Source organism: Nocardiopsis sp. NPDC058789 (genome assembly GCF_042745575.1).
Taxonomy (GTDB): domain Bacteria; phylum Actinomycetota; class Actinomycetes; order Streptosporangiales; family Streptosporangiaceae; genus Nocardiopsis; species Nocardiopsis eucommiae.
The window spans coordinates 1-13,800 of the sequence record NZ_JBHYOW010000003.1 but is presented as its reverse complement, the minus strand read 5'-3'; the positions used below and the strand labels follow the sequence as shown (position 1 = coordinate 13,800).

The 13,800-nt window shown below is 71.5% G+C and carries 12 protein-coding genes; 5 read left to right on the top strand and 7 right to left on the bottom strand.

Annotation, left to right across the window (positions count from 1 at the left end; all coding sequences use genetic code 11):
• Window positions 1-23: 23 nt before the first annotated feature.
• Window positions 24-893, top strand: coding sequence for a helix-turn-helix domain-containing protein (locus ACFW3L_RS04285; protein WP_378736228.1), 870 nt, complete (start codon window positions 24-26; stop codon window positions 891-893).
• 24 nt (window positions 894-917) lie between these two features.
• On the opposite strand, the gene ACFW3L_RS04280 is transcribed toward ACFW3L_RS04285, so the two are convergent.
• From ACFW3L_RS04280 to ACFW3L_RS04270, 3 genes are all read right to left on the bottom strand, one after another.
• Window positions 918-1,772 (bottom strand): alpha/beta fold hydrolase, encoded by an 855-nt coding sequence (locus tag ACFW3L_RS04280; protein WP_378736226.1) that lies wholly within the window; start codon window positions 1,770-1,772, stop codon window positions 918-920.
• Between the two features lie 264 nt (window positions 1,773-2,036).
• On the bottom strand, window positions 2,037-3,275 hold the full coding sequence (locus ACFW3L_RS04275; RefSeq protein WP_378736224.1) for an MFS transporter: 1,239 nt from the start codon (window positions 3,273-3,275) through the stop codon (window positions 2,037-2,039).
• A gap of 160 nt (window positions 3,276-3,435) precedes the next feature.
• Window positions 3,436-4,065 carry a TetR/AcrR family transcriptional regulator gene (locus ACFW3L_RS04270; RefSeq protein ID WP_378736222.1) on the bottom strand — a complete coding sequence of 210 codons (630 nt, stop codon included), beginning with the start codon at window positions 4,063-4,065 and terminating at the stop codon, window positions 3,436-3,438.
• A gap of 119 nt (window positions 4,066-4,184) precedes the next feature.
• Here ACFW3L_RS04270 and ACFW3L_RS04265 point away from each other — a divergent pair, with 119 nt between their 5' ends.
• Both ACFW3L_RS04265 and ACFW3L_RS04260 read left to right on the top strand, forming a co-directional pair.
• On the top strand, window positions 4,185-5,135 hold the full coding sequence (locus ACFW3L_RS04265) for an NAD(P)-dependent alcohol dehydrogenase (RefSeq protein WP_378736922.1): 951 nt from the start codon (window positions 4,185-4,187) through the stop codon (window positions 5,133-5,135).
• A 381-nt stretch (window positions 5,136-5,516) separates the two neighbouring features.
• Window positions 5,517-7,127: an alkaline phosphatase D family protein gene (locus ACFW3L_RS04260; protein ID WP_378736220.1), complete on the top strand. Its 1,611-nt coding sequence runs from the start codon at window positions 5,517-5,519 to the stop codon at window positions 7,125-7,127.
• A gap of 45 nt (window positions 7,128-7,172) precedes the next feature.
• Here ACFW3L_RS04260 and ACFW3L_RS04255 read toward each other — a convergent pair whose 3' ends face one another.
• Together ACFW3L_RS04255 and ACFW3L_RS04250 are read right to left on the bottom strand one after the other, a co-directional pair.
• On the bottom strand, window positions 7,173-7,868 hold the full coding sequence (locus tag ACFW3L_RS04255) for a metal-dependent transcriptional regulator (RefSeq protein ID WP_378736218.1): 696 nt from the start codon (window positions 7,866-7,868) through the stop codon (window positions 7,173-7,175).
• Window positions 7,869-7,965: 97 nt separating this feature from the next.
• On the bottom strand, window positions 7,966-8,172 hold the full coding sequence (locus ACFW3L_RS04250; protein WP_378736215.1) for a hypothetical protein: 207 nt from the start codon (window positions 8,170-8,172) through the stop codon (window positions 7,966-7,968).
• Between the two features lie 105 nt (window positions 8,173-8,277).
• Between ACFW3L_RS04250 and ACFW3L_RS04245 the strand changes: the two genes are divergently transcribed.
• Both ACFW3L_RS04245 and ACFW3L_RS04240 read left to right on the top strand, forming a co-directional pair.
• Window positions 8,278-9,189 (top strand): LysR family transcriptional regulator, encoded by a 912-nt coding sequence (locus ACFW3L_RS04245; RefSeq protein WP_378736212.1) that lies wholly within the window; start codon window positions 8,278-8,280, stop codon window positions 9,187-9,189.
• A gap of 274 nt (window positions 9,190-9,463) precedes the next feature.
• Window positions 9,464-10,426: a bacteriocin fulvocin C-related protein gene (locus ACFW3L_RS04240; RefSeq protein ID WP_378736210.1), complete on the top strand. Its 963-nt coding sequence runs from the start codon at window positions 9,464-9,466 to the stop codon at window positions 10,424-10,426.
• 348 nt (window positions 10,427-10,774) lie between these two features.
• Here the strand turns inward: ACFW3L_RS04240 and ACFW3L_RS04235 are convergent, their stop codons facing one another.
• Both ACFW3L_RS04235 and pabB read right to left on the bottom strand, forming a co-directional pair.
• Window positions 10,775-11,470 carry a type 1 glutamine amidotransferase domain-containing protein gene (locus ACFW3L_RS04235; protein WP_378736208.1) on the bottom strand — a complete coding sequence of 232 codons (696 nt, stop codon included), beginning with the start codon at window positions 11,468-11,470 and terminating at the stop codon, window positions 10,775-10,777.
• 270 nt (window positions 11,471-11,740) lie between these two features.
• On the bottom strand, window positions 11,741-13,744 hold the full coding sequence (pabB, locus tag ACFW3L_RS04230) for an aminodeoxychorismate synthase component I (RefSeq protein ID WP_378736206.1): 2,004 nt from the start codon (window positions 13,742-13,744) through the stop codon (window positions 11,741-11,743).
• Window positions 13,745-13,800 lie beyond the last annotated feature (56 nt).

Here is a 13,800-nt window from a genome sequence, read left to right as displayed (position 1 = left end):
GGTGGTGAAAGAGGGAGGCACACGTGCTGGACCGGTTGAACGAGGCACTGGAGCGGGTCGAGAGGGACCTGGGCGAGCCCGTGGACGCGGCCGCCATGGCGCGGACCGCGCTCACCTCCGAGCACCACTTCCGGCGGATGTTCTCGGCGTTGTCCGGGATGCCGCTGTCGGAGTACGTGCGTCGGCGCCGCCTCACCCTGGCCGGAGCGGAGGTGATCGGGGGCCGGGACACGCTCCTCGACATCGCGGTCCGCTACGGCTACGGGTCCGCCGAGGCCTTCGGGCGGGCGTTCCGGGCGATGCACGGAATCAGCCCGGGCGAGGCCCGCCGGACGGGCGCGGCGCTCGACTCCCAGTCACGGCTGGCCTTCCACCTCACCATCGAAGGGAACACCGCCATGCGCTACCGCATCGTCGACAAGGGCGCCTTCCGCCTGGTCGGCCCCGGAACCCGGGTTCCGCTCGTCCACGAGGGCGCCAACCGGCCCATGACCGATTTCGTCCTGGGTCTCGGGGACGACGTGTACGAACGGTTGGCGGACCTGTCGGACCAGGAACCGCGTGGCGGCGTCTCGGTCACCGTCACCCACGACCCCGACCGGCGCGAGGGCAGCGACGTCGACTTCTACGTGGCCGCCGTGACCTCGGCTGCCGGGACTCCTGAGGGGATGCGGGCCCTGGACGTGCCCGCGGGGACCTGGGTGGTCCTCCTCTTCGAGGGGCTCGCCTTCCCCGAGGCCGTCCAGCGCGTCTGGGTGTACGCCGCCGCCGAGTGGTTCCCGTCCAACCCCGCCTACCGCTACCGACACGGCCCCGAGCTGCTGAGCGTGGAGTACGACGGCGACCTCGCCTCGGGCGAACTGTGGCTCCCCGTCGAGCGGACCTCCGTGTGATCCGGGGCCCGCTCGACGGCGCGGTCAACGGTCGCGGGGACGCGTCCGCGCCTGCTCCAGAAAGCGGCGCAGGACCTCGTTGAAGCGCTTCGGCCGCTCCAGGTTGGGCAGGTGGCCCGCGCCCTCGATGATCTCCACGACCGAGTCCGCGATGCGGACGTGCATGAGCTCGGCGCCCCCCGGCGGGGTGAAACCGTCGTGCTGGCCCACCACCAGCAGGGTGGGCGCCGAGATGTGCCGGAGCAGCAGGGTGTGGTCGGGGCGTGTGGCCCGGCCCAGCTGCGCGGCGGCGGCGCCCTCAGGAGGGGCGGCGTACATCATGGCGCGCACGTGGTCGGCCACGGCGGGCTGGTTCCGCACGTTCTCGGCGGTCATCATGCCGACCAGCATCTCGTCGGCGTAGCCGCGCATGCCCTCCTCGCGCAGGCGGGCCGCCATGGCTCGGCGCCGGGCCATGCCGGACTCGGTCTCTGGAAGCGGATTGGTCGCGGCCAGGGCCAGGGCGTCCACGCGGTCGGGGAAGAGCCGGTACAGCTCCAGGGCGACCTGCCCGCCCATCGACAGGCCGACCACGTTGACCACGTCGAGACCCAGGTGGTCGAGGAGGGCCGCGAGGTCGCGGGCCAGGGTGTCCAACGACGTCACCCCGGGCACCACGGTGCTGCGTCCGTAGCCGCGCAGGTCGGGGACGATCGTCCGGTAGCCACGCCCGGCCAGCGCTCTGACCTGGGGTTCCCACATGGTCTTGTCGAAGGGGTGACCGTGGACGAACAGGACGGGGCATCCTGCGCCGCGGTCGTCGTAACTGACGCTGATCCCGCGCACGGACGCGAGACGCGGGCCTTCGCTGTTCGCGGTGTCCGTCGTCTGGTGTGTCACAACAAACGATGCTATTCACGGGCGCAAGGGGATGAACAGGGGGCGTGGGGAAAGCGGTCGGGCCGCAGGTGGCCCCTCGTCACCCACGACCCGAGCACCGTGACCCGCCGTCCTCGGGCACGGTGCGACGAGGGGGACGTCCCGGCCGCGCCCGTGCCGGAGCCTCGGGGCTCCGACACCGGTGGAGACGCGGGTCGGAGGGTCGGGGTCGCCCGGATCGCCGGGCCGAGCGGGCGGCCCGCCAGGGAGGACCGCCCGCCAGGGTCAGCCGGTGGCGTCGGCGGGCCGCGGCCGTCCTCCCCGAGCGGTCACCACCGCCGCGAACAGGTACGGAACGGCGAACAGCGCGAAGGTCAGCGGGTGTCCCAGGACCAGGAAAGCCCCCGCGTACAGCAGGTAGGACGCGCCGGTCACCGTGTCCCTCCCGGCCTCGGCCAGGGAGGTGACCGTGGCCCGGCTGGAACCGGTGATGCTGTCCTGGAGGCGGGCGTCGGCAACGACGTTCGCCATCTGGCACACCCCGAACCCGCAGCCGAGCAGGATCCAGCCGGGGGCGTTCCCCAACAGGGCGCCGGTGGCGATGGCCACGGCGGCCAGGGCCAGGAGCGCGCCGAACACACGCGGTGACAGGCGCGAGGCCGGGCCCGCGAGAAGGCCGCCGCCGGTGACGCAGATCCAGACGACGAGGACGACCAGGGGCACGTCCTCGGTGGCGACACCGGCGGAGGAGACCAGCAGGGGCAGGTACTCGTCGAGCATCCCCCAGAACGCGGTGACGATCACGACCAGGAGGATCGCGGTGCGCACGCGGCGGCTGCCGCGTGCCTCCGCCAGACCGAGCCGCATGGTCTCCAGGTAACCGAGTTCGGGTTCTGCCGACTCCGCCGACACCTCCTCGGCCCGGCCCGAACGTGGGGGACGGCTCTCGGGCAGGGCCAGGCCGGTCAGCGCGCACAGGGCGCAGGCGGCCAGGCTGGCCAGCCCGATCAACGCGTAGCCGCCGTGCGCCATGACAGGCACGGCCAGCAGGGTCGCCGTGCCCACCGCCGCGACGCCGAGGGCCCGGGTGACGCCCATGATCGTCGCGTACCGGTCGGCGGCGCCCCGGTGACTGAGCTCGGTGTGGACCAGCGCCTCCAGCGCGCCGGAGGACAGAGCACCGGCCGCGCCCCACAGCACGAAGCCCAGCGCGAAGGACCCGTAGGACGGCAGGAGCAGCCAGGACGCGAATCCGGCACCGGTCAGGAGTGGCGCGAGGGCGAGCAGGTGGTGGCGGGGCACGACGTCCGCCCACGCGCCAGTGGGGATCGCCAGGAGCACGCTGGTCACGGACCACAGGACGAAGAGCGAGCTGATCTGGAGGACGGACAGACCGGTCTCGGTGAAGAGCAGGGCGTACAGGGGATAGAGGAGGACGAACTCCTCCAGGAAGGCGTACGCGTAGAGCGGCCGGGTCAGCCTGGACAGACGCGTGTGGGGCACGCGCGTGGACTGGGTGGACATGGAGGTCTTTCGGTCGAACGGACTCGGGCACCGGGGGTGGGGGTCACCCGGTGGTGCCCGGGGTCTCGTCTCGGACCGGCCTCGGCCGTGGCCTGGGAGCTAATGTCGTTGCTTCATTCCCCCAGTGTAGGACGCCCGTCGAAGGCGGCGTGGCCCGGCGTCACCGCAACACCGGGTGCGGTCCCAGTCGCGGCACCGGCGGCAGGGCCCGGTGGTCGGGTGCGGCCTCGAACGCCCGGATCAGGTAGGCGGCGAGCCGCCGGGACGCGGCCACCGCGTCCTCCTCGGTGTCGGCGCTGATGCCGCTGTTGGCCATGATCACCAGGGTGAGGTCGTCACGGACGAAGTCGGCACGCAACCTCCCGGCGGCCTTGGCGCGGCGGGCGAGCTCGGCGAAGGTGTTCTCGGCCTGGATCCGCTGCTCGTCGAAGATCACCCCGCCCACGAAGGCCGCGCGGAAGACCTCGTTGAAACCCCGGTCGGTGACCTGCATGACGCACAGGTCCTCGATGAACGCGCGGAACCCGCGCCAGGGGTCGGGGTCGGCGGCGGCCTCGTACAGACGGGCCAGGCAGGTGTCGAGTTTTCCCCGGAACACCTCGTTGACCAGGCTCTCCCTGTCGGGGAAGTGTCGGTAGAGGGTGGCGATGCCGATCCCCGCACGGCGGGCGATCCGGGTCATCGACACCTCGATCCCGCTCTCCAGGAACGCCGCCTGGGCGGAGTCGAGGATGCGACGCCGGTTGTGCAGCGCGTCCGATCGCGGCTTCCGAGAGGATTCGTTCGGCATGCCTCTCACTTTAGCCTCAACCGGAGTACCCCCTCCGTTTCAATGGTTGCCTGGGGAGAGGACGGGGTGTCGGGCTCCGTCCCCTTGGAGCGGAACGGACGGAGAAGACCGTGGTGGAGATGCGCGCGGCCCGGTACGACAGGTACGGAGGGCCCGAGGTGCTCTACGAGGGCCGGGTGCCCCGCCCGGTGGCGGGCCCCGACGAGATCCTCGTCCGGGTGCACGCCAGCAGCGTGAACGGCGGGGAACTGCTGGTGCGCGCCGGGCGGCTGGCCCTGGTGACCGGGAGGCGGTTCCCCAAGGGGATCGGTATCGACTTCGCCGGGGAGGTCGTGGAGGCGGGATCCCGGGTGCGGGGTCCCGCCGTGGGCGACCGGGTGTGGGGGTTCCAGAGCCGCGCCGGGGGCAGCGCCACCTCCGAGTACGTGGTCGTGCGCCCCGGGCGGGTCTCCCTCAGCCCGCCCGGGCTCGACGCCGTCGAGGCGGTATCGCTGCTGGCGGGCGGCACCACCGGGATCACCGCGCTGCGGGACCGGGCACGGGTGCGGTCCGGCGAGCGCGTCCTCGTGCGCGGCGCCAGCGGAGGGGTGGGCAGCGTGGTCGTCCAGCTGGCCAGGGCCATGGGTGCGCACGTCACCGGCCTGGCCGGGGCGCGCAACCTCGACTTCGTCCGTGGACTGGGAGCACACGAGGCCCATGACTACGCCACCACCGGCCCCGCCGAGCTGGCCCGGTGGGAGGGGTTCGACGTGATCATCGACATCGTCGCTACTGATCTGCCCGCCTACCAGCGGCTCCTGACCCCGAAGGGGCGTCTGGTGGCCGTGTCCGTCGGGTCGTTCTCCTCAGCTCTGCGGCTGGCGGGCGCGACACTGCTGCGCTCCCGCCGGACCGTGTTCTTCAGCGGCAACCCGAGGACGCCGCTGTTCCGGGACCTGGCCGGGTTCGTGGAACGCGGCGAGGTGCGACCGGTCGTCGACACGGTGCACGATCTGGCCGACATCGCGGAGGCCCACCGCGCTCTGGAGGCCGGTGGTGTGCGGGGCAAACACGTCGTCCGCCTGACCTGAGTCGGGGCCGGGGGAGGCGGCGCGGCGTGGAACGACGTCCCATCACGGAGAGTGACTCACGGGCTGTCAGTTGTGGCGGGAGTTCGACCCCACCGGGCGTGACCCGTCGCGGCCGGCGGCCCCGACACGTGCCTCAGGGCGCGGGACGCGCTTCGCCGCCGGGGTTATGGGGGGTGGGAACGGGACGGTGGCGAACGTACCATCCCAGAGTCGACGAAACACCCTGGTGGCGACCCTCAGTAACCTTGCCGTCGCCGAAACGGAGGTAATGTTCACCGCGTAGGGGTTGGGTCGTACCTCTTTCCATGGCCGGATGGACCACGGTTGCTCCCGTCCCGGGTACTCCGGGGCGGTCCGCCGCTCGAACCCAGGAGACCGTAGATGCCAGGTACACCCACATCCCCCACATCCCCCGACCACTCCCCCGTGCCGGCTCCCGTGCTCGCCGCGACGCGGCGTCAGGCGCTGGTCGGCGGTGCCGTCACCCTGGGCGCCGCGGCACTCGGCACGTCTCTGGGCTCTCCCGCCGCTCTCGCGGCCACGTCGGTTCCCCGGAACCCGACGATCTCCGACCCCTTCACCCTGGGCGTCGCCTCCGGTGACCCCCTCCACAACGGGGTCGTGCTGTGGACCCGGCTCGCCCCCGACCCTTTGGCCGAGGACGGCCTGGGCGGGATGCCGAACAGCGCGGTCGAGGTGGAGTGGCAGGTCTCCCACGACGAGAACTTCGGGACGCTCGCCGCCTCCGGAAGTGTCGAGACCGGCCCTGAGCAGGCCCACTCGGTCCACGTGGAACTGGAACGCCTGCGACCCAGGGCCGACTACTTCTACCGTTTCCGGGTCGGCAACGAGATCAGCCCGGTCGGCCGCACCCGCACGGCTCCCGTTCCGGGCACGCGCCTCGGCCGGTTCGACTTCGCGTTCGCCAGCTGCCAGAGCTACACCCACGGCCACTTCACCGCCCAGTCGCACCTGGCGCAGGAAGACCTGGACCTGGTCGCCTTCCTCGGTGACTACATCTACGAGACCCCCGACCAGGGCAGCATCGGTCGCGGCCACTTCCCCGAGGTGGAGGTCCGCTCCCTGGCCGAGTACCGGCTGCGGCACGCCCAGTACAAGACCGACCGCGACCTCCAGGCGGCCCACGCCGCGTTCCCGTGGGCGGTGGTCTTCGACGACCACGAACTGGAGAACAACTGGGCCGACGACACCTCCTACGAGGAGGACATCCCCCCGGAGGAGTTCCTGCTCCGGCGCGAACACGCGCTCAAGGCCTACTACGAGCACATGCCGCTGCGCGCCGCCCAGCGCCCGGCCGGTCCCGACCTGCACCTGTACCGCAGGCTGACCTTCGGCAACCTGGTCGACCTGCACCTGCTCGACACCCGCCAGTACCGCGACGCGCAGGTGGAGGACTCCGAGCGCGACGACCCCGAGCGCACCCTGCTCGGCGCCGACCAGCGGCGGTGGCTGTCCCGGGGGCTGTCGTCCTCCAAGGCCAGATGGAACGTCCTGGCGCAGCAGGTGTTCTTCTCCCAGCGGGACTTCACCGAGGGTGAGTCGAGCACCTTCAGCGACGACGCCTGGGACAACTACCAGGTGGAGCGGGACGGGGTACGGGACGAGATCGCCGGGGTGTCCAACCCGGTCGTGCTCACCGGTGACGTGCACGCCAACTACGTGGTGGACGTCAAGGCCGACTTCGACGACCCCCGATCCAGGACGGTGGCCACCGAACTGGTGGGGACGTCCTTCACCAGCGGCAGGGACGGCACGGAGCAGAACCCGGGCGACGCGGTCCAGCTGGCCGAGAACCCGCACATCAAGTTCATCAACCGTCACCGGGGCTACGTGCGCAACACGGTCACTCCCACCGAGTGGACCGCCGACTACCGGGTGCTGGACTACGTGAGCAGGCCGGGTTCGCCCATCCGGGACCGGGCACGGTTCGTCATCGAGAACGGCCGCCCCGGGGCCCGGCCCCTGGCCTAGGCCGTCCCGCGCCCGGTGTCCGCGCGAGCGCGCGGCGCCGGGCGGCTACTCCTCGGGGCTGAGCCAGAGGGCCTCGGCGGCGATCAGGCCCAGGGCCTGTTCCCGCACCTCCTCGCCCTTCTCCGGGCGGACCGAGAGCTGGAGGGAACCGGCGAAGGGGAGCCGCTCCACGACCTCCACGCGCATGCCGATACCGATGTCGATGTCGGCCAGGTAGCGCAGGAGTTCGGGGTCGGTGTCGTTGACCCGGACGATCACACCGGTCGTCCCCGCCTCGGCCTCGGAGAGCAGCACGGACTCGCGTTCGACGATGGCGCCCTCACGGGTGGGGATGGGGTCCCCGTGCGGGTCCACCACCGGATCCCCCAGGTGGGAGGCGATGCGGTCGACGAACTTGTCCGAGACCACGTGTTCGAGGATTTCGGCCTCGTCGTGCACCTCGTCCCACGAGTAACCCAGCTCGGCCACCAGGTAGGTCTCCAGCAGCCGGTGGCGGCGCAGGACCGCCAGGGCCGCCTTGGTTCCGGTCTCGGTGAGGCTCACGTTGCCGTACCGCTGGTGCTCCACGAAACCCAGTTCGTTGAGCTTGCGGAGCATTCCGGACACCGACGAGTTGGACACCGACAGCCGCTCGGCCATCCCCGAAATCGTCACCGGCCCGGTTCCGCGCTCCTGGAGGTCGTAGATGACCTTCACGTAGTCCTCGGCCGAAGTAGACGGTCGCGCCGGTGTGTTCCCCATGTCCATAACCGTATCGCGGACCACCCCCTGACCACGATTTCCGCACCGTTCCCGTGGACGGACCCCCGTCACGGTTCCGGCGGTGCCGTCGGGGCGCTCAGGCGTTGCAGCCGGGGGTGCGCGGGGCACCGGTGGGACGGCCGCGGGAGACGATCCGTGTGCCCGCGACGCCGATCTCGCGGACCTGGGTCGAGCCGCACACACAGCGCGACCACACGGTCATCCCCGTGCCGGTCCGGTGCTGGGAGAGCACCGCGAAGGGCTGGTCGTCCGGCCATCCGCAGTGGGGGCAGACACTGGTCATCGAGCACCTCTCGTTCGGTGTGGTCTTCCTGCGATCCAGCATCACGCCCACGAACCCTCACGGTCCAGGTTGAGTTTCTGGATGGCACTGTGAAGAATCGACTACATGATTGATCTTCGTCGGCTTCGGATCCTGCGGGCCGTGGCCCACCACGGAACAGTGACGGCCGCCGCGGAGGCGCTGCACTTCACGCCCTCGGCGGCCTCACAGCAGATCCGCCAGCTCTCAAGGGAGCTGGAGGTGCCGTTGCTGGAACCCCTGGGGCGTGGTGTGCGGCTGACACCGGCCGCCCGGAGTCTGTTGGAGCACGCGGACGCGATCCAGGCCCGCTGGGAGCGGGCGGAGATCGAGATGCGCGGGTTGGAGGCGGAACCGGCCGGGCCGCTGCGGGTGGCGGGTTTTCCCGTCGTGCTGACCCGCCTGCTGGCGCCCATGGCCGCCGCTCTGCGCACAGCGTACCCGCGCCTGGACGTACGGATCCTGGAATCGGAGCCCGGGGACAGTCTCGACCTGCTCTTCCGGGGTGACATCGACCTCTCCATCGTGGAGTCCGCGCCCAGCACGCCCGGGCTGGACGACACCCGCTTCGACCAGGCGTTCCTGTTCGAGGACCCCTTCGACCTGCTCGTCGCGCGGGGGCACCGCCTCGCCGAGCGGACCAGTGTGCCGCTGGCCGAGACCGCCCGGGAGTCGTGGGTGCTGCCCCAGCCCGGCACGACCTGTCACGCGCACGCCATGACCGCCTGCGGGGCGGTCGGTTTCACCCCGCAGGGACGTCACCAGGCGTTGGAGTGGAGTTCGGTGGCGGCGCTGGTCGCCCACGACCTGGGGGTGGCGCTCATACCGAGGTCGGCGGATCTGTCCCTGGACCTGCCCGTCACCCGCCTGCGCCTGGAGGGTTCCCCGACCCCGGCCCGCTCACTGCTCACCTTCACCCGCGCCGGAGCCCGGGAGCGCCCCTCGGTCGCCGCCGCCGTCACCGAACTGGAGCGCCTGGTCCCCCACATGATGGCCTGACCCCGCCCTCCGCGCCGACCTGGTTCCCCTCTCCGGGAAGGCCGCCTGACCTCGGAGAACCGTGTGTCCCTCCGGGTTCCCCGGCCAGGCCGATACGTCTCCCAAGGGACCACCAAAAAGAGCTCCTGACCAGCGGCGCGGGCGCGGATACATCCGTGTTCGCTCCGGTATTGCCCCCAGGGGCCGTGGATTGGACGTACCAAGTTCCGAAAAGCCGACCCAAGACGACCAACTCCCCTTGACACTGGGACGCGGCGGTGCGGGAAGGGAGATCATGAGGGACATTCGGGTTCGGTACGTGTTGGCCTTCGACTCCTCGTGCGACAGGTGCGCGGACATCTCCAGCACGGTGGAGTCGGTGTCGGGCGGCAGGTTGGAGACGCTCCCGCTCACCCACCCCGAGGTGCGCGAGTGGCGGGTCCGGCAGTGGGGGCCGAACGCCCCGTGGGTCCCGACGCTGGTCCGCCACCGGGGTTCCGAGATCCGATGCTGGAGCGGGGTCTCCATGGTGCGGCCGCTCCTGCGCGGGCTGGGCGCGCAGGCCGCCCTGCGCGTCGTCGAGGCCCTGGGCGAGCTCAGCCGCCAGCGCCGCCGCGCCCCCTGGGAACGGCCCCGGGTCCCCTCCCCCGGGAAGTCGGTGCGGCCACGCCTCCAGCGGCTGCACGCCGGATGGGTCGTCGTCATGACCCTGGCCCTGGCGGGCCGCACCCCCGCGCTGGCGCGCTCCGACCACGGTCTGGCCCGCGAGTGGGTGGAGGCCAACCGGGACCGCCTGCCCCGGGACTACGACGAGTTCACCGCCCACCCCCTCATCCGCCGCCGCCTCGTCTTCGCCGAACTCCCTCCCCGCGCACGTCGTGACCTGTGGTTGGAACAGCTGCGACGCTACGAACGCTCGCACCCCCACCTCAGCCCGGCGCAGCGGGAGGTGGTGCACCTGGCCCGCCGCACCCTGTCCGACGCGCTGGTGTTCCGTGACGGCCTCGACGCGGTCCGGGAGCGAGAGCTGCGCGGGCAGGCCGTCTCGGCGTTCGGCACGGAGGAGGCCCACGCGCTGCTGGCGACCCTGGGGCCCGACGAACCGGATCCGCGCGGCGGGAAGACCATCAGGAAGGAGCGCTGTGGGGCCTGGGAACCCTGCCTGTCCAAGGGCTGCGCCGAGGTCCCCTTCACCTGCGGCACCGCCTGGATGTACTCGCGCCACGGCATGCGTGCCCGCGCGGAACCGGCCGGATAGCGGTGGTGCGTCGTCAGCGGCCGGGTGGATGTTCCGCAGAGTAACGCCTCACTGGCGCCCCGGGGGCGGCAGATGGTCGACGATCCGGTCCGCGACCGCGTAGGGACTCTCCTGCGGTAACAGCCCGGCGGCCGTGTCCAGCTCGCCCTGGCTTGATCCAGCATCCGCTCGCGCTTCCACGACGCCGGAAAGCGGCCCTCACGTGCGGCGGGGACCCCGATCGCGGGTGCGTAGGCCTGGCACACGGTGATCGTGGTGTCGGTGTACCTGGCCCGAATGCTCGTGGGCCGGGGTGGCGCTGACCAGCGGGTGGAGCAACCGGTTTTCCGCCGGTCAGCGCGCTGGGCCTCAGCCCAGCAACCTGAGCATCTCCTGGGCCAGCGGGGCGGAGGACGCGGGGTTCTGGCCGGTGACCAGGGTGCGGTCCACGACGACCTTCGGAGCCCACGGCTCGCCCTCCTGGAAGTCCACCCCGGCCTCCACCAGGCGATCCTGGAGCAGCCACACGGCCCGGTCCGCGAGCCCAGCCTGCTCCTCCTCCGCGTTGGTGAACGCGCTCACCCGGTACCCGGCGAACGGGTTCGCTCCGTCCGGTCCCTCGGCGGCCAGCAGGGCGGCGGGGGCGTGACAGACCACGCCGAGCAGCTTTCCCGTGTCGAGCGCTGTGGTGAGGAGGTCACCGGCGAGGGGGTCCACCGCCAGGTCCTCCATGGGTCCGTGTCCGCCGGGCAGGTAGACGGCGTCGTAGTCACCGAGGTCCACCTCCTCGAGGCTGAGCGGAGAGTGGAGTTCGGTGAAGGAGTCCAGGACGGCGGAGATCCGGTCCGCGTTCTCCTGGCCGCCGTTGGCGTCCGCCTCCAGGCTGCCCCGGTCCACGGGCGGCACGACCCCGCCGGGGGTGGCGACGACGACCTCGTGGCCAGCGTCCCTGAACGCCTCGTAGGGGGCCACGGCCTCCTCAGCCCAGAAGCCGGTGGGGTGTCGGGTGCCGTCCGCCAGGGTCCAGTGGTCGGCGCCGGTCATCAGGAACAGGATCGTGGACATGCTGGATCACTCCGCAGGTGACTTCCGTGGGCCTGGATGGTGCCGCCGACATTAGTTGCCCGGGCAACCATGTTCCACCGGAACACCCTGTGTCCCCGGGTCGGCCACAACACGGCTGTGTTGGAGCATCGTGGAGGGGAGCACCCACGCTGTTCGTCCCGCCGCAAGGGTGGAGTCGGATGTGTCCGTTTCGAGAGGTGGGAAACCGACCCCTTGCCGCCGGTAGGTTCGCAGGTGAAAGGGCCTGTTCCCCGCGCACGCGGGATGGCGTCAGCGGCCTCGGGCGGGGACCTCGGCCTTGAGGAGCATCTCCTCGTACTCGTCCTCGGGGTCGGAGTCCAGCACGATCGCGCCGCCAGCTCCCACGGTGACCTCCCCGTCAGCACGCACGGCCGTGCGGATGACGATGCTGAGGTCCGCCTCTCCGGTGTGCGAGATGTAGCCCAGCGCCCCGGAGTACACCCCTCGCGCGGACGACTCCAGCCGGTCGATGAGCTCCATCGTGCGCAGCTTCGGCGCTCCGGTCATCGAACCGCCGGGGAAACAGGCGCGGACCGCCTCCACCGTCGACACCTCCGGGCGCAGCCGCCCACGGACGGTGGAGACCAGCTGGTGCACGGTCGCGTACGACTCGGTGTACATGAAGGCGGGCACCTCCACGCTGCCCACCTCGCAGACGCGGCCGAGGTCGTTGCGGAGCAGGTCCACGATCATGAGGTTCTCGGCGCGGGTCTTGGCTCCGGTACGCAGGTCCGAGGCGATGCGCGCGTCAGTCACCGGGTCGGGGTGACGGGGCGCGGTGCCTTTGATGGGGCGGCTCTCAGCGATCCTCGCGGAGTCCACGCGCAGGAAGCGTTCTGGCGAGGCGCTGAGCACCGTCACCCCCTCCGTACGGAGGAACGCGGCGTAGGGTGCGGGGCTGGCGGCCCGAAGGCGGCGGTAGAAGTCCAGGTCACCGCCGTCTCCGAGGTCGGGCAGCCGCACCCGGTTGGTCAGGCAGATCTCGTAGCTCTCGCCGTCGGTGAGGTGGCCCAGGCACGTCTTGACGTCGTCCACGTAGGCGTCGCGGGGCCGGTCCAGCAGAGCGGCCAGGTCGACGGGTGTCCGGGACGTGGCGGGTTCGGGCAGCGGGGGCAGGTCGCGCAGGGCGGTGATCGTGTCCCTGATCCAGGCGGACCCTCCGTCGGCGCTGACCACGTAGGTGCGGCCCTCCTGGTGGTCGACGGCGACGAAGCGGTCGCAGCGCATCCACACGGCGTCCGGGGTCGCGGCCGTGTGCGCCCGGCTCGCGCCGCAGTCGGCCTTGAGTTCGTAGCCGAAGTAGCCCACGTACCCCCCGGCGAAGTCGAAGGGCAGTCCGGTCGGGCGGTGTGTGTGGCGGGTGCGGCGATCCAGCGCCGCGAACACGTCCCCGGGCTCCAGACGGGTCCCGTCGACGGTGCCGACGCGCACCGCCGGGTCGTCGACGTCGTAGGTGAGGACCTCGGAGGCCTCCCCGAGGAAGGAGAAACGGGCGGGCCCCTCGGGCCGGGAGCTGTCCAGCCAGAACGCGTGGTCGGCACGGGCGTACAGGTGCGCGAAGGCGCGTTCGGTGTCCACCGCGTGGGGCAGTGTCTCGTAGCGGATCGCGGGGCCCTCACCAGGGGTGTCCCGGGCGCGGTCCGGGGGCCTGACCTGGTGGTGGGGCGCTCCGACGTGTTCGCGGGCCAGGGTGAGGAAGTTGGAGATCAGGTCCGCGCCGTGCTCACTGGCGACGGACTCCGGGTGGAACTGCACGCCCCAGCGCGGCAGGTCGCGGTGGCGCAGGCCCATGACGACGCCGTCCTCGGCCCAGGCGGTGGCCACCAGGGGCTCGGGCAGGGGTTCGGAGACGGAGAGGGAGTGGTAGCGCACGGCGGTGAAGTTTTGCGGTACGCCGGAGAAGAGCCCCGTGCCGTCGTGCCGGACCCGGGTCAGGTGACCGTGGCGGGGCTCGGGCGCGGCGGTCACCTCGGCTCCGGCCAGGTGCGCGATGGCCTGGTGCCCCAGACACACCCCCAGGACGGGGAGCTCGGCGCGGGCGAGGAGTTCGGGGACGCGCCCCAGGTCGCGGGCGTTCTGCGGGCGTCCCGGGCCGGGGGACACGACGACGGCGTCCACGGTGGCCGGATCGAGTTCGGACCAACGCGGGTCGTCGTTGGTCAGGACCAGGGGTTCCGATCCGAGCACGCGGGCGAGGAGCTGGAACAGGTTGTAGGTGTAGGAGTCGTGGTTGTCCACGAGGAGCAGTCTCAAGAGGAAAACCCCAGGTAGTGGGCCTTGTGTGACCCTGGGTCCCCCGGTCTGACCGG